At 71.0% G+C, this 25,900-nt stretch carries 25 protein-coding genes and 1 pseudogene; 10 read left to right on the top strand and 16 right to left on the bottom strand.

Annotated features, from left to right (window positions below; translation table 11 throughout):
- Both E1289_RS15055 and E1289_RS15050 read left to right on the top strand, forming a co-directional pair.
- Window positions 1-295, top strand: a pseudogene (locus E1289_RS15055) (hypothetical protein); the annotation flags it as partial.
- Complete coding sequence (locus E1289_RS15050; RefSeq protein ID WP_131980452.1) at window positions 295-507, top strand: hypothetical protein; 213 nt, start codon at window positions 295-297, stop codon at window positions 505-507. The pseudogene E1289_RS15055 and the gene E1289_RS15050, both read left to right, overlap by 1 nt.
- 3 nt (window positions 508-510) lie before the next feature.
- On the opposite strand, the gene E1289_RS38215 is transcribed toward E1289_RS15050, so the two are convergent.
- A complete protein-coding gene (locus E1289_RS38215) occupies window positions 511-648 on the bottom strand; it encodes a hypothetical protein (RefSeq protein WP_165970478.1) in 138 nt (45 codons plus the stop codon).
- Window positions 649-694: 46 nt separating this feature from the next.
- On the opposite strand from E1289_RS38215, the gene E1289_RS15045 reads away from it, so the two are divergent.
- Genes E1289_RS15045 through mug form a run of 3 tightly spaced genes read left to right on the top strand, consistent with a single transcriptional unit; the run spans window position 695 to window position 2,951 of the window.
- Window positions 695-1,624, top strand: a complete 930-nt coding sequence (locus tag E1289_RS15045; protein ID WP_131980450.1) for an aldo/keto reductase — start codon at window positions 695-697, stop codon at window positions 1,622-1,624.
- 44 nt (window positions 1,625-1,668) lie between these two features.
- Window positions 1,669-2,388 (top strand): sulfite exporter TauE/SafE family protein, encoded by a 720-nt coding sequence (locus E1289_RS15040; RefSeq protein ID WP_131980448.1) that lies wholly within the window; start codon window positions 1,669-1,671, stop codon window positions 2,386-2,388.
- Window positions 2,388-2,951 carry a G/U mismatch-specific DNA glycosylase gene (mug, locus tag E1289_RS15035; RefSeq protein WP_207928976.1) on the top strand — a complete coding sequence of 188 codons (564 nt, stop codon included), beginning with the start codon at window positions 2,388-2,390 and terminating at the stop codon, window positions 2,949-2,951. Before E1289_RS15040 ends, mug begins: the two co-directional genes overlap by 1 nt.
- Here mug and E1289_RS15030 read toward each other — a convergent pair.
- The 6 genes from E1289_RS15030 to idi form a co-directional block, all read right to left on the bottom strand.
- Window positions 2,938-3,588, bottom strand: a complete 651-nt coding sequence (locus E1289_RS15030) for a Uma2 family endonuclease (RefSeq protein ID WP_165970477.1) — start codon at window positions 3,586-3,588, stop codon at window positions 2,938-2,940. The genes mug and E1289_RS15030 overlap by 14 nt on opposite strands.
- A gap of 91 nt (window positions 3,589-3,679) precedes the next feature.
- The gene (locus tag E1289_RS15025) at window positions 3,680-4,123 is read right to left on the bottom strand and encodes a hypothetical protein (RefSeq protein WP_243712837.1); all 444 of its coding nucleotides are present in this window, start codon (window positions 4,121-4,123) and stop codon (window positions 3,680-3,682) included.
- Window positions 4,124-4,359: 236 nt separating this feature from the next.
- On the bottom strand, window positions 4,360-5,208 hold the full coding sequence (locus E1289_RS15020) for a carbohydrate ABC transporter permease (RefSeq protein WP_131980442.1): 849 nt from the start codon (window positions 5,206-5,208) through the stop codon (window positions 4,360-4,362).
- Window positions 5,205-6,125 carry a sugar ABC transporter permease gene (locus E1289_RS15015; protein ID WP_243712836.1) on the bottom strand — a complete coding sequence of 307 codons (921 nt, stop codon included), beginning with the start codon at window positions 6,123-6,125 and terminating at the stop codon, window positions 5,205-5,207. Before E1289_RS15015 ends, E1289_RS15020 begins: the two co-directional genes overlap by 4 nt.
- Complete coding sequence (locus E1289_RS15010) at window positions 6,122-7,429, bottom strand: ABC transporter substrate-binding protein (RefSeq protein WP_243712835.1); 1,308 nt, start codon at window positions 7,427-7,429, stop codon at window positions 6,122-6,124. Before E1289_RS15010 ends, E1289_RS15015 begins: the two co-directional genes overlap by 4 nt.
- A 145-nt stretch (window positions 7,430-7,574) precedes the next feature.
- Window positions 7,575-8,168, bottom strand: a complete 594-nt coding sequence (idi, locus tag E1289_RS15005; RefSeq protein WP_131980440.1) for an isopentenyl-diphosphate Delta-isomerase — start codon at window positions 8,166-8,168, stop codon at window positions 7,575-7,577.
- Between the two features lie 171 nt (window positions 8,169-8,339).
- On the opposite strand from idi, the gene dxs reads away from it, so the two are divergent.
- Entirely contained in the window at window positions 8,340-10,274 is a 1,935-nt protein-coding gene (gene dxs, locus E1289_RS15000; RefSeq protein WP_131980438.1) for a 1-deoxy-D-xylulose-5-phosphate synthase, read from the top strand.
- 32 nt (window positions 10,275-10,306) lie between these two features.
- On the opposite strand, the gene E1289_RS14995 is transcribed toward dxs, so the two are convergent.
- The 6 genes from E1289_RS14995 to E1289_RS14970 form a co-directional block, all read right to left on the bottom strand.
- Window positions 10,307-10,672, bottom strand: a complete 366-nt coding sequence (locus tag E1289_RS14995; RefSeq protein ID WP_131980436.1) for a hypothetical protein — start codon at window positions 10,670-10,672, stop codon at window positions 10,307-10,309.
- Between the two features lie 68 nt (window positions 10,673-10,740).
- Window positions 10,741-12,090 (bottom strand): FAD-dependent oxidoreductase, encoded by a 1,350-nt coding sequence (locus E1289_RS14990; protein WP_131980434.1) that lies wholly within the window; start codon window positions 12,088-12,090, stop codon window positions 10,741-10,743.
- Between the two features lie 64 nt (window positions 12,091-12,154).
- Window positions 12,155-13,639, bottom strand: a complete 1,485-nt coding sequence (locus E1289_RS14985) for an amino acid permease (protein ID WP_131980462.1) — start codon at window positions 13,637-13,639, stop codon at window positions 12,155-12,157.
- 190 nt (window positions 13,640-13,829) lie between these two features.
- Complete coding sequence (locus E1289_RS14980) at window positions 13,830-15,917, bottom strand: 3-hydroxyacyl-CoA dehydrogenase NAD-binding domain-containing protein (RefSeq protein ID WP_131980432.1); 2,088 nt, start codon at window positions 15,915-15,917, stop codon at window positions 13,830-13,832.
- Window positions 15,917-17,119: a thiolase family protein gene (locus E1289_RS14975; RefSeq protein WP_131980430.1), complete on the bottom strand. Its 1,203-nt coding sequence runs from the start codon at window positions 17,117-17,119 to the stop codon at window positions 15,917-15,919. The genes E1289_RS14980 and E1289_RS14975 overlap by 1 nt, the downstream gene beginning before the upstream one ends.
- Before the next feature lie 181 nt (window positions 17,120-17,300).
- Complete coding sequence (locus E1289_RS14970) at window positions 17,301-18,164, bottom strand: methyltransferase domain-containing protein (protein WP_131980428.1); 864 nt, start codon at window positions 18,162-18,164, stop codon at window positions 17,301-17,303.
- Between the two features lie 491 nt (window positions 18,165-18,655).
- On the opposite strand from E1289_RS14970, the gene E1289_RS14965 reads away from it, so the two are divergent.
- Window positions 18,656-19,504, top strand: a complete 849-nt coding sequence (locus E1289_RS14965) for an AfsR/SARP family transcriptional regulator (RefSeq protein WP_131980426.1) — start codon at window positions 18,656-18,658, stop codon at window positions 19,502-19,504.
- Window positions 19,505-19,526: 22 nt separating this feature from the next.
- Here the strand turns inward: E1289_RS14965 and rfbA are convergent, their stop codons facing one another.
- Both rfbA and E1289_RS14955 read right to left on the bottom strand, forming a co-directional pair.
- Window positions 19,527-20,411 carry a glucose-1-phosphate thymidylyltransferase RfbA gene (gene rfbA / locus E1289_RS14960; protein ID WP_131980424.1) on the bottom strand — a complete coding sequence of 295 codons (885 nt, stop codon included), beginning with the start codon at window positions 20,409-20,411 and terminating at the stop codon, window positions 19,527-19,529.
- Window positions 20,412-20,493: 82 nt separating this feature from the next.
- Window positions 20,494-20,730: a DUF5988 family protein gene (locus E1289_RS14955; protein ID WP_131980422.1), complete on the bottom strand. Its 237-nt coding sequence runs from the start codon at window positions 20,728-20,730 to the stop codon at window positions 20,494-20,496.
- Between the two features lie 494 nt (window positions 20,731-21,224).
- Between E1289_RS14955 and E1289_RS14950 the strand changes: the two genes are divergently transcribed.
- The 3 genes from E1289_RS14950 to E1289_RS14940 all read left to right on the top strand — a co-directional run bounded on the left by E1289_RS14950 (window position 21,225) and on the right by E1289_RS14940 (window position 25,161).
- A complete protein-coding gene (locus E1289_RS14950; protein WP_131980420.1) occupies window positions 21,225-22,043 on the top strand; it encodes an AraC family transcriptional regulator in 819 nt (272 codons plus the stop codon).
- A gap of 180 nt (window positions 22,044-22,223) precedes the next feature.
- Entirely contained in the window at window positions 22,224-23,606 is a 1,383-nt protein-coding gene (locus E1289_RS14945; RefSeq protein WP_131980418.1) for an FAD-dependent monooxygenase, read from the top strand.
- Between the two features lie 208 nt (window positions 23,607-23,814).
- Window positions 23,815-25,161: an NDP-hexose 2,3-dehydratase family protein gene (locus E1289_RS14940; protein ID WP_165970476.1), complete on the top strand. Its 1,347-nt coding sequence runs from the start codon at window positions 23,815-23,817 to the stop codon at window positions 25,159-25,161.
- 76 nt (window positions 25,162-25,237) lie between these two features.
- Here the strand turns inward: E1289_RS14940 and E1289_RS14935 are convergent, their stop codons facing one another.
- Window positions 25,238-25,858 carry a YHS domain protein gene (locus E1289_RS14935; RefSeq protein WP_131980414.1) on the bottom strand — a complete coding sequence of 207 codons (621 nt, stop codon included), beginning with the start codon at window positions 25,856-25,858 and terminating at the stop codon, window positions 25,238-25,240.
- Window positions 25,859-25,900 lie beyond the last annotated feature (42 nt).

Raw genomic sequence — 25,900 nt, 5'->3', positions numbered from 1 at the left:
GCAGACCGTCAAACTCACAAAAGAACCACTGGAGAGCCGGATGCGGGGAAACTCGCACGTCCGGTTCGGAGGGAGGCCGCGCGGAAAAGGGCCCTCATGGGCACCTCGCCGCGCGGCCGACCCTACCGCCGGTGAGGGGCGCCCGGTCGTCCAGGCGGAGGACCACGCCGCCGTCTCCGGGCGCGGGCTGCTGCTCGTGGCCGAGCTGGTGCACGCCTGGGGCGTCCGCCCGCTCAACGAAGGAGGCAAGGTCACGTGGGCCGCCCTCCGCCAGGATGGGCCGCCGCGGCGGTGATGAATGAGCCCGTTGCGCTGCTGCTGCTCCGGCATCTCTTCCCTGACTGGGCGATCACGCGGGGCCGTGAGGGGACGTGGCGGGCCGCCGGCCGCACCCTGATCTCGTCCAGTGACCTCGACGGCCTGCTGGAGATGCTCACCGTCGCCGATCCCGACGCCGCACGGCGGGCCGTCCGTCTGCTCAAGGAGCGGCCTTCGGCGGCCCCGTGAGGGTCAATGCCCGGTGGCCAGGCGGAGGCCGAAACCGATGAAGGCGACGCCGGTGAGCTGCTGGATGCGGCGTTTGACGGCGGGACGCGCCAAGGCGCGGCGCGCGGCCATGGCGGCGAAGGTGAGACAGGCGGTCAGCACGGGGTAATGGTCCCGTGGTAACCGCGCATTCGACAAGAAGGTTCACATGAACAAGATCGGTGACCTGGACGTCTTCCCGCTCTGCCTGGGCGGCAACGTCTTCGGCTGGACCGCGGGGAAGGAGCGCTCGTTCGAGATCCTCGACGCCTACGCGGCGGCGGGCGGGAACTTCGTCGACACCTCCGACTCCTACATGGCCTCCGCGCCCGGCAACTCGGGCGGCGAGTCCGAGACGATCATCGGGGAGTGGCTGGAGACGCGCGGAAACCGGGACGACATCGTCATCGCGACGAAGGTCGGGCGGCACCCCGAGCGCAAGGGGCTGGCCCCGGCGAACATCCGGGCCGCCGCGGACGACTCCCTCCGGCGGCTCCGCACCGACCGCATCGACCTCTACTTCACGCATTTCGACGACCCGTCCGTCCCCGTAGAGGAGATCATGACGACGCTGGACGGGCTCGTCGCCGAGGGCAAGGTCCGGCAGGTCGCGGTCTCCAACATCGAGGTCGAGCGGCTCCAGGCGTCCCTGGAGTTCGCCGAACGCGAGGGGACGACCCAGTACACGGCCGTCCAGCCGCACTACAACCTGGTCTCCCGCGACACCTACGAGGGCCCCCGCCGCGACCTCGCCGAACGCTACGGGCTCGCCGCCGTCCCCTACTACGGCCTCGCCTCGGGCTTCCTGACGGGCAAGTACCGTCCCGGGGCGAACGTGGACAGCGTCCGCGCCGAGAAGGCCGCGCGGTACCTGGAGACCGAGCGCGGACGCCGGGTCCTGGCCGCGCTCGACATCGTCGCCGAGGAACAGGGCACCGCCGTCGCGACCGTGGCGCTGGCCTGGCTCGCCGCACAGCCGACCGTCGCCGCGCCCATCGCCAGCGCCCGCACCATGGACCAGCTCCCGCCGCTCATCGAGGCCGCCCGCACGACCCTGACCGAAGACCAGCTCAAGCGCCTCACCGCGGCCTCCGCGTGATGGTGACCACGCAGGTCGGAATAATCGGCATATAGCGTCCCGGTGTGCCGTACCTCGACTTTCTGATCTTCGGCGGGCTGGCCGCGCTCCTCGGCGCGATCGTGCAGAGCAGCGTCGGCCTCGGCGTCGGGCTCGTCGCGACCCCCATCGTGACGATGCTGTTCCCGTCCCTGATGCCGGGATCGATCCTGGTCATGGCGCTGGTCCTCCCGGTGGCGACCCTGGCGCAGGAGTTCCGGCACGCCGAGCTGCGGGGCATCGGCTGGGCGTTCGGCGGCCGCCTCGCCGGGACGCCGCTCGGCGTCTGGCTGGTGGCCGCGGCCCCGGACCGCGCGCTCAGCATCCTGATCGGCGTCGTCGTCCTCGCCGCCCTCGCCGCGACGACCTGGTCGCGCGAGGTGCCCCGCAACCGGCGGACGCTCGCCGCCGCCGGGATCATCTCCGGCACCACCGGCACCGCGTCCGGCATCGGCGGCCCGCCGATCGCGCTGCTCTACCAGCGCGAGGCCGGCCCCCGCGTCCGCGCCACCCTGGCCGTCTTCTTCATCGCCGGCGCGCTGCTCTCCCTCGCGACCCTCGCCGCCGCCGGGCAACTGCCCGCCCGGCAGGTCACCGCGGGCCTGGCGCTGCTGCCCTTCGTCCTCACCGGCTTCCTCGTCTCGGCCCCGCTGCGCCGCTACCTCGACGCCGGACGCCTCCGCCTGGCCCTGCTCATCGTCGTCGGGACGTCCGCGGTGACGCTGATCGTCCGTAACCTGATCTGATGCGTCCCACCAAGGCCGAGTTGGAGGCCGCCCGCGACCGCGTCATCCCCGACGTCCTGCCCCCGGAAGGGGGGACGCTCCGTGTTCTGTTCAGCGGCATCAACCCGGGCCTGTACTCAGGGGCGACGGGCCACCATTTCGCCCGCCCCGGCAACCGCTTCTGGCCCGCCCTGCACCGCTCCGGCTTTACCGACCGCCTGCTGCACCCGTCCGAGCAGGACCTCCTGCCCACCTACGGCCTCGGCATCACCAACCTGGCCCACCGCACCACGGCCCGCGCCGACGAACTGACCGGCGAGGAACTCCGCGAGGGCGGCCGACGCCTCGCCGCCCTCGTCGAGAAGCACCGCCCGGCCTACCTCGCGGTCGCCGGCGTTACCGCCTACCGCACCGCCTACGGCCGCCCCCGCGCCCAGATAGGCCCCCAGGACGACACCTTCGGCCCGGCACGCGTATGGGTCCTCCCCAACCCGAGCGGCCTCAACGCAAGCTGGCCCCTCGACCGCATGACCGCCGAATTCACCCGCCTTCGCGAAGCCGCCGAAGCCCTCACAGATCCGTAAGGTCGCTGGGCCGTTTCGCGAGGATCTGCGGGTCGAACCGGACGGTGAACGGCTTGTCGGCAGGTACGTCCACTTCTAGCAAGTCTCCGGCCTTCGCCGACTGGTCGAGCCGATAAGCGCTGACACTCTTGCCGGTGGCGGCTTCGTGCTCGTCCAACACGAAAACCTGGATGATGGGTTCAGGCTTGTAGTCGACCAGCCAGAACTGGGGGATTCCCATCGCCGCGTACTCCTGGGGCTTGCGGAATCGGTCCCTGCCTTCGCTTCCGCTGCGCGGCGAGACTACCTCCACGGCGAGGAGCAGATCCTGGCCCGCGATGGTGGCCGGGCAGTCGCCGTCGAACCACGAGTCGGCGAGATTCCGTGGAACCACGAGCACATCGGGCTTGCGGATGCCCGCGGTAGTTTCGATTTCCCAGTCGCCTCCGCAGGACGCATGGACGGATGCGCCTGCCTCCCGCGCAGCCGCCCGAATGATGTCGCGAAGCCGCTCATAGGCGATGTTGTGCCGCATGTTCGGAGACAGCTTGACCAGCCACCCATCTTCGAGTTCCAGGCCGCGGCCTTCGTCCTCTCGGGCGTGCAGGTCCTCCACCGTGTACGGGCCATGCCCGCCATGATCATGCGCGATGCTCACGTCCCGCTCCAATTGGTGGCATGACAGATCCATGCAGGGACTAGGTTACCCCGCCCGACTTCTGCCACCTAGCGTAGTGGGATCTTTACTCTCAGGTGGTGTTGTTGAGAGCGGCGGTCGTGGCGAACATCGTGTTCACCTCGTTGACGAGGGACGGCTTCGGCTGCCAGAGGCCGGGGTGGCCGAGGGCCACGATGGGGCGGGGGAGGGCGCGGACGCCGCCGAGGTGCCAGTGGTGGGCGCCGGGGTCGGCCCAGGGGCCGCAGTCGCAGGAGCCGCCGTGGACGGTGGCGGAGCAGACGTCCTCCAGGTCGGCGACGGCGATGACGGCCCCGATGGTGGCGAGCGGGTCGCGCGGGTCCCAGCCGGCGGCCTGGACGAGCGGGGAGTCGCACGCCTTCAGGTCGACGCGCATGGAGGCGTGGATGAGCAGCGGGCCGCGGTAGGCGGTGGGCAGCCCCTGGTTCGAGACGGTCTTGCCGCCGCGGGCTATCGCGAACGCCCAGGGCTGTTGAACACTCATCGCCGCCTGCACGCGGTCACCTCCGTGGCTCGCCCCTTGCCCCTCGCCGCGGGATCGGCGGGGCCCTGGCGGGCCGCCGGTGTGTCGCGCGACGATGCCCGAGAGGCTAGGCGCATATCAGCGGATATGCCAACGGGCGGGGTGAGCGGGCCGCCGTCCGTCACGGCCCGGGCGATTCCCATTATGGATCTCCTTCGATCATCGTTGTGACGCGTGAGGACGCGTGCGGGTTGACGTGCGAGTGTGGTTCAGCCCTTCAGCGCCCCCGCCATCAGGCCCCGCATGAAGAAGCGTCCGAGGAGCAGGTAGACCAGCAGCGTCGGCAGGGACGCCAGGAGCGCCGAGGCCATCTGCACGTTGTACTGGACGGCGACCGCGCCCGACCCGGCGGTGTTGTTCAGCATCACCGTCACGGGCCAGCTGTCCGGGGCGCCGAGGAACACCGCGAACAGGAAGTCGTTCCACATCGAGGTGAACTGCCAGATGAGCGTCACCGCGAACGCCGGTCCCGAGACGGGCAGGACGACCGACCAGTAGGTGCGCAGCATCCCGGCGCCGTCGACGCGGGACGCCTCGATCAGCTCGTCCGGGATCGTGACGTAGTAGTTCCGGAAGATCAGCGTGCAGATCGGGATGCCGTACACGACGTGCACGAGGACGAGGCCGCGGATCGTCCCGGCCAGCTCGATGTCCGTCAGCAGCCCCGCCAGCGGGATCATCACCGCCTGGTACGGGATGAACATGCCGAACAGGAACAGCGTGAACACGACGTCCGCGCCGGGGAACCGCCACTTGGACAGGACGTAGCCGTTCAGGGAGCCGAGCACCGCCGAGATGATCGACCCGCTGACGGCGATCTTGACGCTGTTGGCCAGGCCGCCCTTCAGCTCCGCCCAGGCCGAGCTCCAGCCGGAGGTGCTCCACTGTTCGGGCAGGCTCCACGCGCTGCTCGGGTCCGCCTCGTCCAGCGGCTTGAAGCTCGTCACGACCAGCACGTACACGGGGATGAGGAACAGCACGACGAACGCCAGCAGGATCGTCGGCCGCACCGCCCGCCCGGCCCGCGACATCCCGCTCGGGGCCCTCGTGGCCGTCATCGCACGCGCTCCGAGCGGACCGACCAGACCAGGTACGGGATCACCAGGACGGCCACCGCGACCAGCAGGTACGTGGCGATGGTGGCGCCGTTGGCGGGGTCGTGCCGGTCGAAGATCTCGACGTATGCGGCGACGGCCGGGACGTAGGTGATGATCTGCTTGCCCGAGATCGCCATGATCAGGTCGAACACCTTGAGCGAGATGTGCCCGAGGATGATCAGCGCGGAGAGGGTGACCGGGCGGAGCTGCGGGAACACCACGTGCCGGTACACCTGCCACTCGGACGCGCCGTCCACCCGCGCGGCCTCGCGCAGGTCCTCGGGGACGCTGCGGAACCCGGCCAGATACAGCGCCATGACATATCCGGACATCTGCCAGATGGCGGGGAGCGCCATCGCCGCCATGCCCCAGTCCGGGTTCTGCCACCAGTCGTTCGCGAGCGCCCCCAGACGGAGCTTGTCGAACAGCTGGTTGAGGCCGACCGCCCGCTCCGGCGGCGCCGGGTTCATCAGCCAGCGCCACACGACGCCCGTCGCGATGAACGACACCGCCATCGGGAACAGGTAGATGATGCGGAAGGACGCCTCGCCGCGGACGCCCTTGTCCATCAGGAACGCGAGGAACGCGCCGAGCAGCAGGGCGCCGGCGACGAACACGGCCGTGAAGACGAGCGCGTTTTGCACGGCGCCCGGCCAGCTCGGCTGGTCCCACAGGTCGACGAAGTTCCGGCCCCCGTCGAACCCGTACTCGGAGACCTCGTCGTGCTTGCCGCTCAGCGCGACCCGCGTGTTCCAGAAGATGAGCCCGTAGACGAACAGCCCGACCGCGACGATGGAAGGCGAGACCAGCAGCAGCCCCGGCAGCCATTTCCGGCTGCGGCGAAACCTCACCGGACGCCTGTCGTCCGCCGTCTTCACTGTCCGCTGTTCTCGGCCGCGTTCACCAGCCCCTGCTGAAGCTTGTTGACGTCCTTGTTCTGCAGGAACAGGCCCACCGCGGTGTCGATGTCGGTGTGCCACTTGTTATTGGCGGTGACGCCGTGCCAGAACGAGCCCGCGAGCTTGGTGGCGGGGTTGGTCCACTCCTCCAGCGCGGTCTTCAGGTAGCCGGTGTAGAGGCTCTTGTCGCCGTCCGTGCGGGCGGGAATGGAGCCCTTCTTCGGGTTGAAGAGGTCCTGGCCCTCCTTGCTGGACACCTCCTCCAGCCACGCGATCGCCCCGCCGCGGTGCGGTGCGTTCTTGGGCAGGGTGAAGCTGTCCGACAGCCACATGTAGGTGCCCGCGGTGCCCGGGGACGGCGCGTAGCCGAAGTCGGTGTCGAGCTTCTTCCCGAGGCCGTTGGGGGCCTCGCCGACGAAGTAGCCGTACGCCCAGTCGCCCATGATGTTGAACGCGGCCTTGCCGTCCACGACGGCCTTCGCGGCGCCCTGCCAGTCGGTGGACGCGGCCTCCAGCGTCGTGTACTTCATGATCTCGCCGAACTCGTTCAGCGCCTTGGTGACGGCCGGGGTGCTCCAGTCGGCGCCCGGCTCCCACAGCGCGTTGTAGGCGTCGGTGCCGAGGCTGCCGAGCAGCACGCTCTCCAGCAGGTGGTCGGCGGTCCACTGCGCGCCGAGCGACAGCGGGACCTTGTCGGTCTCGTCGTCGACGGCCTTCAGCGCGGTGATGAAGTCGGCGATCGACCCGGGCGGGCCGTCGATTCCGGCGTCCTTGAGGATGCCGGGGTTGTACCACAGCACGTTCGACCGGTGGATGTTCACCGGGACCGAGTAGATGTGCTCCTTGTAGGTGATCTGGTCGAGGAGCTGTTTCGGGTAGACCGAGTAGAGGTTGTTCCGTGCGAAGAACTCGTCCAGCGGCTCGATCTGCCCGGCCTTGATGTAGTCGAGCAGTTCGGCGCCCGCGTGGCCCTGGAACGAGTCCGGCGGCTTGTTGTTCTGCAGGCGGCTCGCGAGGACGGCCTTCGCCTGCGTGCCCGACCCGCCGGCGATGGCCGCGTTGGTGAACTTGGTGCCGGGATTCTTCTTCTCGAAGTCGGCCTGCATCGCCTTGAGCCCGTCGGCCTCACCTGGACCGGTCCACCAGGAGAAGACCTCGACCTCGGAGCTGTCGTCGTTCGAGCCGTCGTCCTCGTTCGCGCCGCAGCCCGACAGAGCGAGGGCGCCGGTCATCGCAACGGCCGCGAACACCTTGAGCCGGTGCCTGGGAGCGCGTGGTCGCATCGTCCGTCCCTTCGGTTACCCCCCGGGAAAAGCAAGCGTCCGTTTGGAACGGCGCACCGGTCAACACCGGGGACGGAAAAGTGATCAAGCGGTGACACGTGTCATGGAAGGGACGAATCGCGCCCCCGGCGATGTCTCCGCGGGCTCACCAGGCGAGCGCGGGCGGCAGGTCCCGCTCGCCCGCGTCAGGCCAGTCGAGCGGGGCCCCGAGGGGGGCGAGCTCGGCGAGCTGGAGGCGGTACCACGGCGACGCCTCGGGCCGGTCGACCAGTTCCAGGCAGCGCTCCCACGTCCACCACTCCGCGCGTTCCACCTCCTCCGGGTTCGGCCGGACGGGCCCGTTCGCCGCGACGGTGGCGCGCACGACGGGGCAGCGCTCGTTCTCGACCGTTCCGTCCTCGGCGACGGCCCGGTACTGGAACCCGGGCAGCACGGACGTGAACGACACGGACGTGAGCGACGCCTCGCCCAAGCCCAGCTCGTCCCGCAGCCGCCGGAGGATGGCCTCCCGCAGATTCTCGCCGGGGCCGGGGTGGCCGCAGCAGCTGCCCGTCCACACGCCCGGGAACGTCCGCTTGTCCAGGGCGCGCTGAGTGATCAGAACACGCCCTTCCATGTTCACGACATAGCACGAAAAGGCCAGGTGATACGGCGTGTCCCGGTGGTGGCTCGCACCCTTCGGCGCGGTCCCGACCGCCTCGTCGTCCGCGTTGAGCAGCACAATCTCTTCGACGCCCATGCTCAGTTCCTACCGCATCCCCGCCCCGTGGGTCAGTTCCCCCACACGGGGTCAGTCTTTTCACACCCGCCGGGCAGGTCGCCTTCGGCGCGCCGGGGGCGAACCGGGATTAAACTCGGAACGGCGCCCGAGCCAGGGGAGATCCGATCCCCGACGGAGGAGTTGAAACGAGTGAGCTTGCTGGAGTCGATCTCAGGTCCCGACGACCTCAAGCGACTGGACGCCGCTCAGCTACCTCGCCTCGCGGAGGAGATCCGCGAGTTCCTCGTCCAGGCGGTCTCCAAGACCGGCGGGCACCTGGGGCCCAACCTCGGCGCGGTCGAGCTGACGATCGCGCTGCACCGGGTCTTCGACTCGCCGCACGACAAGATCCTGTTCGACACGGGGCACCAGGCGTACGTCCACAAGATGCTGACCGGGCGGCACGACTTCGAGCTGCTGCGCAAGCGCGGCGGCCTGTCCGGCTACCCGAGCCGCGCCGAGTCCGAGCACGACATCATCGAGAACTCGCACGCCAGCACCGCCCTGTCGTACGCCGACGGGTTCGCCAAGGCGTTCCAGCTCCGCGGTGAGACCGACCGCGCCGTGGTGGCCGTCGTCGGCGACGGCGCGCTGACCGGCGGGATGTGCTGGGAGGCGCTCAACAACATCGCGGGCGGCGTCGACCGCCCCGTGATCATCGTGGTCAACGACAACGGCCGCTCCTACTCCCCGACGATCGGCGGCCTGGCCTCCCACCTCGCCGACCTGCGCGTCACCCAGGGGTACGAGCACGCGCTCGACCTCATCAAGAAGACCCTCCCGCGGACCCCGGTGGTGGGGAACATCACCTACGAGGCCCTGCACGGCATCAAGAAGGGCCTCAAGGACGTCCTGCAGCCGCAGGCCATGTTCGAGGACCTCGGCATGAAGTACGTCGGCCCCATCGACGGGCACGACGAGGACGCCGTCGAGCGCGCGCTGCGCCGGGCCCGCGGGTTCGGCCACCCCGTCATCGTGCACTGCATCACGACCAAGGGACGCGGCTACGCGCCGGCCGAGAACGACACCGAGGACTGCATGCACGGCGGCGGCGCGTTCGACCCCGCCACCGGCGCCTTCGTCCGCAAGAAGGGCGGCCCCGCCTGGACGAAGGTCTTCGGCGAGGAGATGGTCGCGATCGGGCGCGAGCGCCGCGACGTGGTCGCCATCACCGCCGCGATGCTGTACCCGACCGGGCTGGCCCCCTTCGCCGAGGCGTTCCCCGACCGCATCTTCGACGTGGGCATCGCCGAGCAGCACGCGGTCACGTCCGCGACCGGGCTCGCGATGGGCGGCCTGCACCCCGTCGTGGCCGTGTACGCGACGTTCCTCAACCGCGCGTTCGACCAGGTCCTGATGGACACGGCCCTGCACCGGCAGCCCGTCACCTTCGCGCTGGACCGCTCCGGCGTGACCGGGGACGACGGCGCCAGCCACAACGGCATGTGGGACATGTCGATCCTCCAGCTCGTCCCCGGGATGCGCGTCGCCGTGCCGCGCGACGGCGCCCGGCTGCGCGAGCTGCTGCGCGAGTGCGTCGCCGTCTCCGACGGCCCGACCGCGATCCGCTACCCGAAGGGGCCGGCCGCCGCCGACATCGAGGCCGTCGGCAAGGCGGGGGAGATGGACGTCCTGGCCCGCCACGACGGCTCCAACGGCACCCGCGTCCTGCTGGTCGCGGCGGGGTCGATGGCGTCGCCCGCGGTGGAGGCCGCCGAACTGGTCGCCGCGCAGGGCATCGGCGTCACGGTCGTCGACCCCCGGTGGGTGAAGCCGCTCGACCCGGCGCTGCTCGACCTCGCCCGGGAGCACGCCCTCGTCGCCGTCGCCGAGGACAACGGCCGCACCGGAGCCGTCGGCGACGCCGTCGCCCGCCTCCTGCGCGACGCCGAGGTCGACGTGCCGGTCCGCACGTTCGGCATCCCGCAGGAGTTCCTCGACCACGCCGCACGCGCCGAGATCCTCACCGACATCGGCCTCACGCCCCAGGCCCTCGCCCGGGACATCACGGCGTTCGCTACCGCGTTGTCCTTGGCGTCAGGCGCAGAGCGCCTTCCTTCGGCGGACAACGCCACCGATCGCTAGCCCCGGCCCGGCCCCGCGCCCGTCCTGTCCGGTCAGACGCCCTCGGCCGACAGGAGCTGCCAGAAGTGCGTGATGGACGCGGCGGCCGTGCCGAGGTCGCGGCCCGAGTACGTCCATCGCCCGCGCAGGCGCCAGGGGCGTCCGGAACCGTCCTGGACGTAGACCTGGAGCGGGAAGCAGGCGTCGTGGGCGCGGATGACGCCGGCGGGGTCGACCGTGGGGGCGAGGCTGGGCTCGCCCTCGCAACGCACGCCCATGACGGACGTGCGCGGGTCCTGGCGCAGAAGCCCCTGCGTCAGGTCGTACACGAGTACGGACACGTAATCGGGACCCAGCCACCTGAGGTCGGGGACGGTCTCGGGTGGGGGGAACCCGTACAGTTCTGGACCGCCGGTCACAGGCCGCACCGTAGCGTCCTGGCCATACCTCCGTCACTACCCCGGAAGGGAGATCTTCACACGGCGGGTCACTCTCCGCCGCGGCACGCGGACGTCATCGCCTCCCAGCGGGCGAGCTTGACGCGCTCCCCGCGGTCCAGGGACTGCGCGAGGGCGATCTCGGCGGCGTCGAGCTTCAGCCAGTCGTCGTAGGTGACGACGGGCAGCCCGCGCGCCTCCAGCAGCTCCTCGATGTTGCGCTTCGGCCCGGTCTCCGCCCCGCCGAGGTCCTCCAGGAGGTTGCGGACGGTCTCCGCCGCGTCGGACTTGTTGGTGCCGACGACGCCGGACGGGCCGCGCTTGATCCAGCCGGCGACGTACTCGCGGGGGACGGGGGAGCCGTCCGGGCCGATGATGCGGCCGCCCTCGTTCGGCACGGTGTAGGAGCGCTCGTCGAACGGGACTCCCTCCAGCGGGACGCTCTGGTAGCCGACCGAGCGCAGCACCATGCCGACGGGGAGCGTCTCGAACTCGCCGGTGCCGGTGACGCGGCCCGTCTCGTCCAGGCGGGTCTTCTCCAGCCGGAGCCCCTCGACGCGGTCGGTGCCGAGGATCTCGGCGGGGGCGCGCCAGAACCGCACGTCGATGTGCCGGGGGCGCCCGGCGCCCGGGTCCTCCGTCCAGGACCTGAGGACCTTGATGTTGCCGCCGACCTTGCGGTCCTTCTCCGCCAGCTCGGCGCTCGCGGGGTCGAGCTCCATGTCCTCGGCGCTGACGTGGATGCTCGCGTTGGGCAGCTCGCCCAGCTCGCGGGCCTCCTTGGTGGTGAACTTCGCCTGCGCCGGGCCGCGCCGCCCGATCATGTGGACGCGCTTCACCCGGCTCCGCGACAGCGCCTCGATGACCTGCTCGGGGACGTCGGTCTCGCGCAGCTCCCCGGCCGTCTTGGCGAGGATCCGGACGACGTCCACGGCGACGTTCCCGACGCCGATCACCGCGACCTCCTCGACCGAGAGGTCGAAGGCGTGGTCGGCGGCGTCGGGATGCCCGCAGTACCAGTTGACGAAGTCGGTCGCGGCGATGCTGCCGGGCAGGTCCTCACCGGGGACGCGCATGTGCCGGTCGACCATCGCGCCGGTGGAGTAGACGACGGCGTCGTAGCACTCCAGCAGGTCGGCGCGGCTGATGTCGCGGCCGAGCTCGACGCAGCCGAAGAACCGCACGGCGGGGTTCTCCAGCACCTTCTGCAGGTACCGGGCGATCGACTTGATGGACTTGTGGTCGGGGGCGACGCCGTAGCGGACCAGCCCGTAGGGGGTCGGCAGCCGGTCGAACACGTCGACGCGGACGTCGCCGTCCGTCTGCTTGACGAGGGCCTCGGCGGCGTAGATGCCCGCCGGCCCCGAGCCGATCACCGCGACGCGAACTGGAGAAGCCATGCGGGCCATTCTGCCCACCCGCCGCGCGGAATGACACAGGGCCCCCCGTACGGCCGGTCCCTGGTCAGGACTTCGCGGGAAGTTCCCCGGTGCCCCGGAGCCGGCTCTTCCGGTAGCCGTACCCGGCGTAGACGACGACCCCGATCACCATCCAGACCAGGAACCGCAGCCAGGTCTCCACCGGAAGGTTGATCATCACGAACAGGCAGGCCAGCACGGACAGGGCGGGGACGACCGGCATGAGCGGCGTGCGGAACGCGCGCGGCAGGTCCGGGCGGGTGCGGCGCAGGATCACCACGGCGACCGAGACGACGACGAACGCGAACAGCGTGCCGATGTTGACCAGGGTGGCGAGCTCGGCCAGCGGGATGAAGCCGGCGAGCACCGCGACGATCAGGCCCATGATGACGGTCGAGCGGTAGGGGGTGCCGAAACGGGGGTGGACGACCGAGAGCCACGGGGGCATCAGGCCGTCCCGGCTCAGTGCGAAGAAGATCCGGCTCATCCCGAGCAGCAGGATCATCACGACGGTGATGAGGCCGACGACGGCGCCGACGTCGATGATGGTGGCGAACACGGGATGCCCGACGGCCTTGAACGCGTCCGCGAGGGGCGCGGCGGTGCTCAGCTCCGTGTACTTCTGCATGCCGACGACGACGGTCGACACGGCCGCGTACAGGATGGCCGTGATGACCAGGGAGCCGATGAGGCCGATCGGCAGGTCCCGCTGCGGACGCCGGGCCTCCTCGGCGGCGGTGGCGACGATGTCGAAGCCGATGTAGGCGAAGAACACGATCGCGAGGGCGGAGAAGATGCCGAGCCAGCCGTAGGCGACCGGCGTGATGCCGAACAGCACCTGCATCAGCGGCGCGTCCAGCCCGCCGACCTCCGGTGTCGACTCCGAGGGCGGGATGAACGGGTCGTAGTTGGCGCCCTTGATGAAGAACAGCCCCGCGACGATCACCAGCAGGACCACCCCGACCTTGATCGTCACGACCACGGCGTTGACCCGCGAGGAGATCTTGATGCCGAGCACGAGCAGCGCGGTCACCAGCAGCACGAGCCCGATCGCCGGGACGTTGACCGTCCCGCCCTCGCCCGGCGGGGACGCGATGGCGGCCGGCAGTGTGATGCCGATGTCGTCCAGCAGCGAGGCGAAGTACCCGGACCAGCCGACCGCGACGACCGCCGCGCCGAGCGCCATCTCCAGGATGAGGTCCCAGCCGATGATCCACGCGGGGAACTCGCCGAGGGTGGCGTAGGAGAAGGTGTAGGCCGATCCGGCGACCGGGACGGTGGAGGCGAACTCGGCGTAGCACAGCGCCGCCAGCCCGCACACCACGGCGGCGAGGATGAAGGACAGCGCGACCGCGGGGCCCGCGTTGTCGCGGGCGACCTGCCCGGTCAGCACGAAGATGCCCGTCCCGACGATCACGCCGATCCCGAACACCGTCAGGTCCAGGGCGCTCAGCGCGCGCCGCAGCCGGTGCGCGGGTTCCTCGGTATCGCGGATCGACTGCTCGACCGACTTCGTGCGCAGCAGGTGCATCCTCGGCGCCTCCCAGGTGATCGTCACGACCGTTTCGCGTATGCCCATATGTGCGCGACTCATGCAGACGAAACATTGGCGTGCCCGTGAAGTTCGGGAATGCCGGAAAAGGGCGCCCCGAATGGTGTTCGGGGCGCCCTTTCGCGAAAGCGGCGGGCCGGGCGGGCCCGCGGTCAGGCGGGCGGCCGGGTCAGGCGGGCAGGGACGCCACACCCGGCTCAAGGAACCGGCGGCCGGTGACCCGCTCGGCGACGCCCGACCTGTCGAGGTAGGGCGTGATGCCGCCGAGGTGGAACGGCCAGCCGGCGCCGAGGATCATGCACAGGTCGATGTCCTGCGGGGCGGCGACGACGCCCTCGTCCAGCATGACGCGGATCTCGTCGGCGAGCGCGTCGAGCGCCCGGCCGAGGACCTGCTCCTCGGTGGACGGGCTCGTGCCGCCGCCGAAGAGCTCCGCGACCTCGGGGTCGAGGGAGAAGTCGGGCAGGTACACGCCGGTCTTGCCGGACGCGACCAGCTTCGCCAGGTTGTCCGACAGCGGGAACCGGTCCGGGAACGCCTCGTGCAGGGTCTCGTTCACGTGCAGCGCGATCGCGGGGCCGACGAGGCCCATCAGCACGAACGGCGGCATCGGCAGGCCCAGCGGCGCGGCGGAGCGCTCGGCCACCTCGATCGGGGTGCCCTCGTCCACCGTCCGGACGATCTCGGCGAGCAGCCGCAGCAGCACGCGGTTGACGACGAACGCCGGCGCGTCCTTGACCAGCACGCACGACTTCTTGAGCTTCGCGCCGGTCGCGAACGCGGTCGCCAGCGTCGCGTCGTCGGTCCGCTCACCCCGGACGATCTCCAGCAGCGGCAGCACCGCGACCGGGTTGAAGAAGTGGAAGCCGACCACGCGCTCCGGGTGCCGCAGCCCGGACGCCATCTCGCTCACCGACAGCGACGAGGTGTTGGTCGCGAGGACGCACTCGGCGGAGACGTGCTCCTCGACCTCGGCGAACACCTTCTTCTTGACCGACATCTCCTCGAAGACGGCCTCGATGACGAAGTCGGCGTCGGCGAACGCCTCCTTGCCGAGCGAGCCGGTGATGAGCGACTTGAGCCGGTTGGCCTTGTCGGGGGAGACGCGCCCCTTGCCGAGCAGCTTGTCGATCTCGCCGTGCGCGTGGCCGACGCCCTTGTCGAGGCGCTCCTGGTCGAGGTCGGTCAGCACGACCGGAACCTCCAGGCGCCGTGCGAACAGCAGGGCGAGCTGCGAGGCCATCAGGCCGGCGCCGACGACGCCGACCTTGGTGACCGGGCGGGCCAGGGCCTTGTCCGGCGCCCCGGCGGGCTTCTTGGCGCGCTTCTGGGTGAGGTCGAACGCGTACAGGCCGGCGCGCAGCTCGTCGCCCATGATGAGGTCGGCCAGCGCCTCGTCCTCCGCGGCGAAGCCCTCGTCGCGGTCGCGGTCCTTCGCCGCGGCGATCAGGTCCAGCGCGCGGGTGTAGGACGGGGCCGCGCCGTGGAGCTTGCCGTCCACGTTCCAGCGGGCCGCCGCGACCGCGTCGTCCCACGCCTTGCCCTTGTCGACCTCGGGCCGCCGGATGACGATGTCGCCGTTCAGGACGCGGGCCGTCCACGCCAGCGACTCCTCCAGGAAGTCGGCCGAGTCGAAGACCGCGTCGGCGATGCCCAGCTCGTACGCCTGCGCGCCCTTCAGCGTGCGGTTCTGCGCGAGCGGGTTGTCGATGACGACCCGGATCGCCTTCTCCGCGCCGATCAGGTTCGGCAGCAGGTACGTTCCGCCCCAGCCGGGCACGAGCCCGAGGAAGGTCTCGGGCAGCGCGAACGCGGGGACGCCGGACGAGACCGTCCGGTAGGTGCAGTGCAGGCCGATCTCGACGCCGCCGCCCATCGCCGCGCCGTTGTAGTAGGCGAACGACGGGACGTCCAGCTCGCCGAGCCGCCGGAACACGTCGTGGCCCAGCCTGGCGATCGCGTGCGCGTCCTCCCGCGTCCGGATGAGCGGGACGCCGTTGAGGTCGGCGCCGACGGCGAAGATGAACGGCTTGCCGGTGACGCCGACGGCCGCGATGTCGTCGCGGGTGGCGATCGAGTCGATGGCCGCGTTCAGGTCCGCGAGCCCGTTGGGGCCGAACGTGTTGGGCTTGGTGTGGTCGTGGCCGTTGTCGAGCGTGATCAGGGCGAGGGTGCCCGCGCCGTCCGGGAGGGTCACGTCCCGGACGTAGGCGCGCGTGACGACCTCGTCGCCGAAGAGTTCCGCGAGGTTGCTCATTACTTCCGGCCCTCCCAGTTGGCGTTCTCCCAGAGGACGGTTCCGCCCATGCCCATGCCCACGCACATCGTGGTCAGTCCGTACCGGACGTCCGTACGCTCCTCGAACAGGCGCGAAAGCTGGTTCATCAGCCGGACGCCGGACGAGGCGAGCGGGTGGCCGAGGGCGATGGCGCCGCCCCACGGGTTCACCCGCGCGTCGTCATCGTCGATCTTGAAGTGCTCCAGGAACGCCAGCACCTGCACGGCGAACGCCTCGTTGATCTCGATGAGGCCGATGTCGTCCATGGTCAGCGCGTTGCGGGCGAGGAGCTTCTCGGTGGCGGGGACGGGCCCGACGCCCATGACCTCCGGCTCGACCCCGGCGAACGCGAAGTCGACGAGCCGCATCCTCGGGGTGAGGCCGATCTCGCGGGCCACGTCCTCGGCGGCCAGCAGGCAGGCGGTCGCGCCGTCGTTGAGGCCGGCGGCGTTGCCCGCGGTCACGTTGCCGTGGACGCGGAACGGGGTCTTCAGCGCGGCCAGGCTCTCCAGCGTCGTACCCGGGCGCGGCGGCTCGTCCTCGGTCGCGAGCCCCCATCCCTTGCCGGCCGAGCGGATCGCGGTCGCCGCGAGGTCCGGCTGGATCTTCCCGGCGGCGTAGGCGGCGGCGACCTTCCGCTGGCTGCGGACGGCGTAGGCGTCCGCGCGGTGCTTGGTGATGCCCGGGAACCGGTCGTGCAGGTTCTCGGCGGTCGATCCCATGACCAGGGCGGACGGGTCGACGAGCCGGTCGGCGAGGAACCGCGGGTTCGGGTCGACGCCCTCGCCCATCGGGTGCCGTCCCATGTGCTCGACGCCGCCCGCGATGACGACGTCGTAGGAGCCGAACGAGATCCCGGCACCGGACGTGGTCACGGCGGTCATCGCGCCCGCGCACATGCGGTCGATGGCGTAGCCGGGGACGCTCTTCGGCAGCCCGGCCAGCACGGCGGCGGACCGCCCGATGGTCAGGCCCTGGTCGCCGGTCTGGGTGGTGGCGGCGATGGCGACCTCGTCGACCCGCTCGGGCGGGAGGGACGGGTTGCGGCGCAGCAGCTCGCGGATGGCGCGGACGACCAGGTCGTCGGCGCGGGTCTCCGCGTACAGGCCCTTGGGGCCGGCCTTGCCGAACGGCGTGCGTACGCCGTCGACGAACACGACGTCGCGTGCGGTGCGAGGCACGGTGTCGTCCTCCCTGCGGTGGGCGGTGTGAAGGGCGGTCGTCGAGCCTCGTGCCGGCCCCTGCCGGACGCGGCACGAGTGCCCGCGACAGCGATGCTACTCGCTGGTAACCATCGATGCTACTCGTCAGTAACCACTGACGGGCACCCCCACCACCCCACGGCCCGCCCGGCCGGGTTCCTCACCCCTCGGGGCGGTGCGCCACCACCAGCAGGTAGCCGAGCTCCCAGACCTCGGCGAGGGCGCCCATGTCCAGCTGGAACGCCGGATCGTCCGCGTGCAGCTCCTCGATCTCCGCCGGGGCCTGCCCCTTGAGCCGTGCCGCCTCCGTCATCGTCTTCCTCATCACGTTCCCGCTGATGTCGACGATCTCGTCGACCAGCAGGCCCGCGTTCCGGATCAGCCCGGGGTAGTCGTCGATCGTGACGGCGGGACCGAGCAGCGTCTCGCGGTAGTAGGCGTCCACGGGCGCCCGCTTGTGCGCTGGAATCGGAACCCGCTCGAAGATGTCGGTCACCAGCACCCGGCCGCCCGGCCGGACCACGCGCGCCATCTCGCTCAGGACCCGGCCGCGGTCCGGCACGTGGATGATGGACTCCAGCGCCCACGCGGCGTCGAAGGAGTCCGCCGCGTAGGGCAGGCGCACGGCGTCCGCGTGTTCGAACCGCACCCGCTCGGCGAGCCCCTCTTCCGCGGCCAGCCGGTTGGCCAGCTTGGCCTGCTCCCGGCTGATCGTCACGCCGGTGACGCGGGCGCCGGTGGCCTGGGCGAGGCGCACGCCGGGACCGCCGAGCCCGCACCCGACGTCCAGCAGGTGCTCGCCCGCGCCGACCCGCACCTTGCCGATCATGACCTCGGTCATCCGCGCGGCCGCCTCGCGCAGGGTGGCGCCGTCCTCCGGCGAGTCCCAGTACCCGAAGTGCATGGTGGCGTTGGCCTCGGGGCCGACCATCACCGCGAGCCGCGCGAAGCGGTCGTAGAAGCGACCGACCTCGCTCGGCTCCGGGACCCTCGTCCGCCGGACCGCCGGCGTCGCCTCACTCATCTCTGACCGCCTTTCCTGGTGGGCGCCGCCCCCGGCAGCCCGATCGGCTGTTCGGGCACGACGTGAGCCGGAGGGGGCCACCGGTGTCCGTCCGCGGAGGTCTGCGTCATCTGGAGTCCCTCAGATCAGCCGGCATGCGGCAGTCGGGCGCGAACGCGCAGAACCAGGAGGTGTGCGGCCGGAACGGCGGCGGTGGCCGACTTCGCTCCGCGGAGGGACGCGGCAGGCGGCCACGACCAGGGTGACACCCGCTGATCGGGGCCCTCAACTCCTGGGTTGCGCACGCGCCGGGCGCGCCGCCGGGGCGCGGCGGAGGACGCGCCGGCGGGCACCGCACCCGCTCCGACGGTGCCTCGACGTGGGGCTTCGGCCCGCGCGAAGGCAGCGCAATCTGAGCGGTGACAGCGCGCTGAACTGCGGGGCACGCTTGGCGCAGCGGGGTGATCGTGTTCCAAGATGTCACAGCCGCGCCGCCCATGAAGGGGACGCAGATGGTGCGCTTCAAGCTTCTCGGCAGTCTGGAGATAAGCAACAGCGGACGCACGTGCGCGATCACTCCGCCGAAGGTGCGCCAGGTTCTCGCACTGCTGCTGGTGCGGACCGGCAAGCTCGTCCAGGTGGACTCGGTGATCGAGGAACTCTGGGCGGAGGCTTCGCCCCGCCGCGCCGCGAACACCGTGCAGACCTACGTGTACCAGCTCCGGAAGATCATCGACCAGGAGGGGCTCGCGCCGGCGGGCCGCGAACTGCTGTTCACCCAGCCGTTCGGCTACCAGCTCCAGATCGAACCGGAACAGCTCGACATCTGCGTGTTCGAGGCGGAGGTGGCCGAGGGGCGCCGGATGCTGGACGCCGGGCAGCCCGAGCGCGCCTCCCAGCGGCTGCGGCAGGCACTGGACCTCTGGACGGGTCCCCCGCTGGCGGACGTCGTCCAGGGGAACCTGCTGAGCACCCACGCCCTTCATCTGCGGGAGCTGCGGATGCGGGCACTGGAGTTGAGGATCCAGACCGACGTCCACCTCGGCCGGGACCGCGACCTGATCGGCGAGCTGCGCTCGCTGGTGGCCCGGTATCCGCTGCACGAGTGGTTCCACGGCCAGCTCATCGGTGCGCTCGCCCGCGCCGGGCGCAGGGCCGAGGCGCTGGCGGCCTACGCTGAGCTGCGAGCGCTGCTGGACAGGGAGCTGGGGCTCGACCCGTCCCCCGAGCTGCAGCGCATCCACCAGGAGATGCTCGCGCCCGCGCCCGGGGCCTCCTCCGGTCTCTGGACCGAGGACTTCGCGCTGCCCGACTTCGGCCGCTCCCCGGCGCTGGCCAACGGATCCCGGCGCGGCCGCTAGCCGCCGACTGGCCCGCGGCTCGTCAGGGGCAGACCCGCACGCCCTCCTTGGCCATGGCCATGACGTACCGGCCGTAACTCGAACCGGAGATCTCGGCGCCGAGCTGGTGGCACTCGTCGGCGCTGATGAAGCCCTTCCTCAGCGCGATCTCCTCGATGCAGGCGACCTTGACGCCCTGCCGCTCCTCGATCGCCCACAGGTACTGGCTGGCCTGGAAGAGCGCCTCCGGCGTCCCGGTGTCGAACCAGACGAAACCGCGGCCGAGGTTGACGAGCCGCGCCTGCCCGCGCTCCAGGTAGACCCGGTTGACGTCGGTGATCTCGAGCTCGCCGCGCGGAGACGGCTTCAGCTCGCGGGCGATGTCGACGACTCCGCCGTCGTAGCAGTACAGGCCGGTGACGACCCGGTTGGACCGGGGGTGCTCCGGCTTCTCCTCGATCGAGACCAGCCGGCCGCGCTCGTCGGTCTCCACGACGCCGTAGCGCTCGGGGTCGTGCACCGGATGGCCGAACAGCACGCAGCCGTCGACGTTCTGGATGCTGCCGGTCAGCAGCTCCACGAACGAGTTGCCGTGGAAGATGTTGTCTCCGAGGACGAGCGCCACGGGCCCGTCGCCGATGTGGTCGGCGCCGATGATGAAGGCGTCCGCGAGCCCCCGCGGTTCGTCCTGCGCGGCGTAGCGGATGCGGAGCCCGAGCCGCGAGCCGTCACCGAGCAGGCGCCGGAACAGCGGCAGGTCGAGGGGCGTGGAGATGATGAGGATGTCCCGCACCCCGGCGAGCATGAGCACCGACAGCGGGTAGTAGATCATCGGCTTGCCGCAGACGGGAAAGAGCTGCTTGGAGACCGCGAGGCTGGCGGGGTGCAGCCGCGAGCCGGTGCCGCCGGCGAGGATGATGCCCTTCATCGCGGGCTCCCGGCGGCCGGGGTCGGGCTGCGCATGCAGCGCGCCGCCGCGGGCGGGAGCGGCGCCGGCCGGTGCGTCGCCGTCACTCGGCGATCTTTGTTCGCATGGTCCAGTGGAAGGCCACCGGACGGGAGGGATCGATCCTCGGCTCGCGCACGATCTCGAAGTGCTCGTAGCCGTTGTGGTGCAGAATCTTGATCTTCGTCTCCGCCACCGGGGTCCGCACGGTCCGCGCGACCTGGGGGATATCGGCCGGCCCGCCGATGAGCACTGCCTCGACGGTCTCGCCAGGGGAGGTGAGCCGATCCGTACCGTCCATCGGAGTTCCGCTCCAATCGGGTCTGCTCGTGCCTGCGTATTTCCCGTTGGATCTGCGTCAGTGCGACGTTGTGACGGTGCTCGTGGACCATCTCAACGGCCCACTGGTGGACCCTCTGCGAACCATTGTGTGGCCAATCGGTCCGCCGGACATCTCCAAAATTGCTGCCGTTCTGCGGGCGCGCCCCGAGCGCTCCGGACCGGCCGGAATGCGATACGCCGCGGCGGCTGCTTCTGCGGCGCGCCGAGTGTTGTCGATGATCACCAGAAGGCAGATTTCCCTATCTCGTTTCGGTGAAGAACGAATCTCGGGATAGGGCCATCCGAAACTGGGATCATTGATTCACGGTCTTTTCGGTCACGCTGGGTCGGCCGGCCGGGTGGGCCCGCTCTTCCGCGTGTCTACAGGGCGTCTCGATGCCGGGGCGGCGGCACTTGACCGTTCCACAAGCCGGGCTTTCACTGGGGATCTTCAGGTTGTGACACCAAGGGGGCATGGTGCGGCAGGAGATCGACGATGTCGTCGAGCTGATGCGGGGCCGATATCACGAAGACCTTACGCTGGAGGAGCTGGCCGCCGCGGTCAATCTCACCCCGGGATATCTATCGCGACTGTTCTGCCGGGAGACCGGTTACCCGCCCACGCGTTTCCTCGGCGGGGTGAGACTGGAAGTCGCGCGGCAGAAACTGCTCTGCACGGAGGAGAGCGTCGCCGATATCGCGATGCAGGTCGGATGTGCGAGTCTCGGCACATTCACATCGCGTTTCACCCGGACGGTGGGGATCTCGCCGGGACGGTACCGGCGCGCCGCCCGGCTCGGCAACGGCGCCGACGGCTTCGCCGGCGACCACGACGACCTGCCCTGCACCCAGGGGTCGATCCTGGTGTCGCTCCGCTCCGCGGCGCTCTCCCCGGCCCGGGACTTCGTCGTGCGGGCCGTGCCGACCTCGCTCGTCCTCGGCGGGCCGGTGGAGCCGTGCGTGGTCGAGGACCCGGACGGCTCGTCGCACATCGCCCACGTCACCCCGGGCCGGTGGATGATCACGGTCAGGACGCACGACGAGAGCGGCGGCACGCCGGTGCTGGCGGCCATCCTCGGCCCGGTCTACGTCGTCCCCGGCGCCGCCGTGCCGGTCGAGCTCGACCTCGAGAGGCTGCTGGAGGGGACCATCCCCCACTGCGCGGGGCCCCTGCCCGACCGCGTCCGGAAGGGACCGCGGGCCAGGAGCGACTTCTCCCGCTCGATGGAAGTGCACGGGCACGCCTGCCGCGGCCCCGCCGCGAAGGCCGCCGCGGCCGGGCAGCCCTCGTGACGGGGCGGCGGGAGCGGCTCCGCAGTCGCGCAACCGGGGAGAAGACACCCGCTCCTTCGCGCTCAAGAATCCTCATGGGTGCGGCGGACCGCATCACCAGGACGTCCGGGGACCCCCGCGGCGCCCTGGACGACGACGAGCCGGACCAGCACATGAGCTGGACCAGGGCAAGGAGGAGCCGTGCGGCCAGTCGGTGAACACGCGGTAGTCGTCGGCGGCTCGATCGGCGGCCTGGTGGCGGCCCGCGTCCTGTCCGGCAGGTTCGAGCGGGTCACGGTCATCGACCGCGACACGCTGCCGGCCGCGCCCCGGACGCGGCGCGGGGTACCCCAGGGCGGGCACGCGCACGCGCTGCTCATCAGCGGGCGGATGCAGCTGGAGGAGCTGTTCCCCGGCCTGACCGAGGAGCTGATCGAGGGCGGCGCCGTCCCGTTCGACCCGGGCCACGACCTGATCTTTTACCAGATGGGCGCGCTCCGGACGCGGTTCCGCAGCGGGATGCTCGGGATCAGCCTCAGCCGGGCCTACCTGGAACTGGCCGTGCGCCGACGGGTGGCGGCCCTGCCCAACGTCGAGATCCGGGACCGCACCGCGGTCGGCGGGCTGTTCGGCGTCGCGGGCCGGGTGCTGGGCGTCGCCCTCGACGACGGGGACAGGATCCCGGCGGACCTCGTCGTCGACGCGACCGGGCGGAGCGCGACGCGGAGCGAGCGGTGGCTCGCGGACCTGGACTGCCCCGCTCCCGAGGTCACGACGATCAAGATCGACGTGGGGTACACCACGCGCCTGCTGCGGCGCGCCCCGGAGGACACCCTCGGCGAGGACGGCGGTCTCCTGTACCTGATGTCGTGCGTCCCGCCGGACGACAAGCGCGCCGCCGCGGCGTTCGCCATCGAGGGCGACCGGTGGATGGTCACCCTCGGCGGCTGGCACCGCGCGCACGCGCCCGTCGACCCGGAGGGGTTCGCCGCGTTCGCGGCGGGCCTGCCCGACCCGCACATGACCGACCTGCTGGCCAGATGCGAACCGGTCGACGACGGGGACGCGCACCGGTTCACCTACCCCGCCGCGCGCCGGCGCTACTTCGAGCGGCTGCGGCGGCTGCCCGCCGGCTACGTCGCGCTCGGCGACGCGATCTGCAGTTTCAATCCGCTGTACGGCCAGGGAATGACCGTGGCGACCCTGGAGGCGCAGATATTGGGGCGGTGCCTGGACCGGTTCGGCGCGCCGACCGCGGAGATGGCGCGGCGCTATTACCGGGCCTGCGGAAAAACGATCGACACGCCGTGGCAGATGTCGACGTCGAGCGATTTCATGTTTCCGGAGACGGCCGGTCCCCGGCCGTTCGGGACCGCGCTGGTCAACCGCTACGTGCGTCGCGTCATGCTGGCCAGCCACGTGTCCGTGCCCGCGCACCGGGTGATGCTGGAGATGCAGCACCTGCTGGCCAGGCCCAGCGCGGTCATGCGTCCGACGACGGTGGTCCGGTCGCTGCGGGCGGCCCGGCGCTCGCCGGCGCTGAAGTCCGCCCCGCCGCGCGGCGCGGAAGTCCCGGTCGAGTGAGCGACCCCCGTCCCGGTACGGCGGCGCGCCGGGACGGGCGGCCCGCGCCATTCCGGGAAATCACCGCGCGGCAATTTGGGAGATGCCCCGGAGAAGGGGCCTTTCTAGGCTGAAGACACGCCGGGCGACGACGACCGGCCGAGCCGTCGGAAAGAGTCCTGGAAAGGAATTCGCAGTGGGAAGCACAGCGCCAGCGCCCGGAGCCCAGGTGACCGACGAGGAAGTGCGCGCGTGGCTGGTGGCGGCCGCCGAGCGGACCCCGGCGCAGGTGAAGGAGGTCCCCCTCGACGCGCTCGACGGCTGGCAGGCCGATCCCGCGACGGGAGCCATCTCCCATCGCGACGGCGGGTTCTTCACCATCGAGGCCATGGAGAAGCACGCCACCGTGCACGGCTCCATCTCGCACACCAACTACCCGATCATCATCCAGCCCGACATGGGCACCCTGGGCATCCTGCTGAAGGACTTCGCCGGGGTCCCGCACCTGCTGATGCAGGCGAAGGTCGAACCGGGCAACGAGGGCGGGGCGCAGCTCGGCCCGACGGTCCAGGCGACGTGGAGCAACCGGGACCGGGAGGTCCCGTACCTGTCGTACTTCACCGACCCCGGCGACCGCCGGATCATCGCGGACGTGCGGCAGTCCGAGCAGGGGTCGTGGTTCTTCCGCAAGCGCAACCGGAACGTGATCGTCCAGGTCGAGGAGGACGTCGAGGTCCTCGACGGCTACCGCTGGCTGCCGCTCGGGCAGGTCTACGCCCTGCTCGCCGAGAGCGACACCGTCAACACCAGCGCGTGCTCGGTGCTGTCGTGCCTGCCGTTCTCCCTGCTGGGCGCGCCGGAGGAGGGGGCCGGTGACGGCGGCGCGGGCCTCCGGCCGGCGCTGCTCCGCTCCTGCGAGCCGGGCGCCCCGGCACGGCACGGCACGACCGAGATCCTCAGCTGGCTCAGCCGGGCGCGCACCTACGGCGACATGAACGTGGAGCGCATCCACCTCAAGGACGCCGGCATGTGGCATCTGTCGGAGGGCCGCCTGACCCACCGGCAGTTCCAGTTCTTCGACATCGTCGGCGCGGACATCGATCTCGGCGGCGACCACTGGACCCAGCCGATGATCCGCACCGCGGCGGACGGCCTGGTGGTCTTCCTGGTGCGGAACATCGGCGGCGTCCTGCACGTCCTGGTCAACTCGGTCTTCGAGGGCGGCTACGTGGACGTCGCCGAGCTCGGCCCGAGCCTGCAGTGCATCCCGTCGTTCTACGACGAGCTGCCGCCCGACGCCTATCCGCGCTTCCTCAAGGAGCTGAAGGAGGCGGACCCGGCGCAGATCCACTTCGAGACGAAGCTGACCGACCAGGCGGACATCTTCCAGGCCGCCAGCAGCCGCTACGTCATCCTGGAGACCGATCTGGAGCTGGAGGGCTCGGGCGACGGCTACGGCGACTTCCGGTGGGTGACGATCGCCCAGCTCGCCGAGCTGAACCGGCACAGCCACTACCTCAACCAGCAGTCACGGAACCTGCTGTGCTGCCTGCAGGCCATGCACGCCGCCGGCTGACCCGGCCGGGGCCCGGCGGGCGGACGGCCATCGCCCGCCGGGCCCGCGCCCGGAACGGCCGAGGGACTCCGCCGGGTCAGCAGGGCCGGCCTTCGCGCCGCTCGGCGACGAAGAGCCGGCGGCAGTGCTCGCAGCAGAAGCCGTAGGTCCGCCCGTCCCGCTCCAGGGTGACCGCGTCCGGGCCGAGCTTGACGATCGCCCCGCACATGGGGTCGTACACCGAGCCCTCCGGGAGGAGCGGTCCGTCCTCCCCGCTCTCCTGGGACCGGCGGAACGGGTCGCCGAGCATCGTGACCAGGTCGGAGGCCCCCAGCACCCGGCCGCGGAGCCCGTAGCCCCGCTCGGGAACGCCGATGACGTGGACCTCGGCCACCGGCTCCTCCCGGACGCGCCGCCGCTCCTCGTCGGTCTCCGCCAGGGCATCGGTGACGAACCGGACGAACGGCTCGCTCAGGTCCTTGCGCCAGGCGTTGGGCACGTGCACGCGGACGAGGTAGCGCGGGTTCCGGGCGTCGACGGGCCCGTCCGCGGTCCACCATGTCTCCGGCTCGTGGAAGACCACGTGCATCACCTCGCGGACGGCGGCGGCCGTACCGGGATGCATCGCCTCGCCCCCGGTGAGGCCGTCCAGCGAGGTGAGGCGCCGGGCCAGCCGCTCGCGCCGCTCCGCGGTGACGGACCCCCGGGGAACGAACACCTCGAGAAAGAACAACCGGCACCGCCCTCTCAACCGATCACG

Origin of the sequence: Actinomadura sp. 6K520 (assembly GCF_004349245.1) — a bacterium.
In the GTDB taxonomy this organism is placed as follows: Bacteria; Actinomycetota; Actinomycetes; order Streptosporangiales; family Streptosporangiaceae; genus Spirillospora.
The sequence above is the reverse complement of the archived record's forward strand: the minus strand, read 5'-3'. Positions and strand labels throughout refer to the sequence as shown.

Bases quoted from the DNA above. Each gene is read 5' to 3' on its own strand.
- E1289_RS14965 (WP_131980426.1), top strand. From the start codon at position 18,656: ATGGTGCGCTTCAAGCTTCTCGGCAGTCTGGAGATAAGCAACAGCGGA.
- rfbA (WP_131980424.1), bottom strand. From the start codon at position 20,411: ATGAAGGGCATCATCCTCGCCGGCGGCACCGGCTCGCGGCTGCACCCC.
- mug (WP_207928976.1), top strand. From the start codon at position 2,388: ATGCGTCCCACCAAGGCCGAGTTGGAGGCCGCCCGCGACCGCGTCATC.
- E1289_RS15045 (WP_131980450.1), top strand. From the start codon at position 695: ATGAACAAGATCGGTGACCTGGACGTCTTCCCGCTCTGCCTGGGCGGC.
- E1289_RS15020 (WP_131980442.1), bottom strand. From the start codon at position 5,208: ATGACGGCCACGAGGGCCCCGAGCGGGATGTCGCGGGCCGGGCGGGCG.
- E1289_RS14955 (WP_131980422.1), bottom strand. From the start codon at position 20,730: ATGGACGGTACGGATCGGCTCACCTCCCCTGGCGAGACCGTCGAGGCA.
- E1289_RS14950 (WP_131980420.1), top strand. From the start codon at position 21,225: ATGGTGCGGCAGGAGATCGACGATGTCGTCGAGCTGATGCGGGGCCGA.
- E1289_RS14970 (WP_131980428.1), bottom strand. From the start codon at position 18,164: ATGAGTGAGGCGACGCCGGCGGTCCGGCGGACGAGGGTCCCGGAGCCG.
- E1289_RS14990 (WP_131980434.1), bottom strand. From the start codon at position 12,090: ATGGCTTCTCCAGTTCGCGTCGCGGTGATCGGCTCGGGGCCGGCGGGC.
- E1289_RS15010 (WP_243712835.1), bottom strand. From the start codon at position 7,429: ATGCGACCACGCGCTCCCAGGCACCGGCTCAAGGTGTTCGCGGCCGTT.
- E1289_RS14985 (WP_131980462.1), bottom strand. From the start codon at position 13,639: ATGCACCTGCTGCGCACGAAGTCGGTCGAGCAGTCGATCCGCGATACC.
- E1289_RS14980 (WP_131980432.1), bottom strand. From the start codon at position 15,917: ATGAGCAACCTCGCGGAACTCTTCGGCGACGAGGTCGTCACGCGCGCC.
- idi (WP_131980440.1), bottom strand. From the start codon at position 8,168: ATGGGCGTCGAAGAGATTGTGCTGCTCAACGCGGACGACGAGGCGGTC.
- E1289_RS15050 (WP_131980452.1), top strand. From the start codon at position 295: ATGAATGAGCCCGTTGCGCTGCTGCTGCTCCGGCATCTCTTCCCTGAC.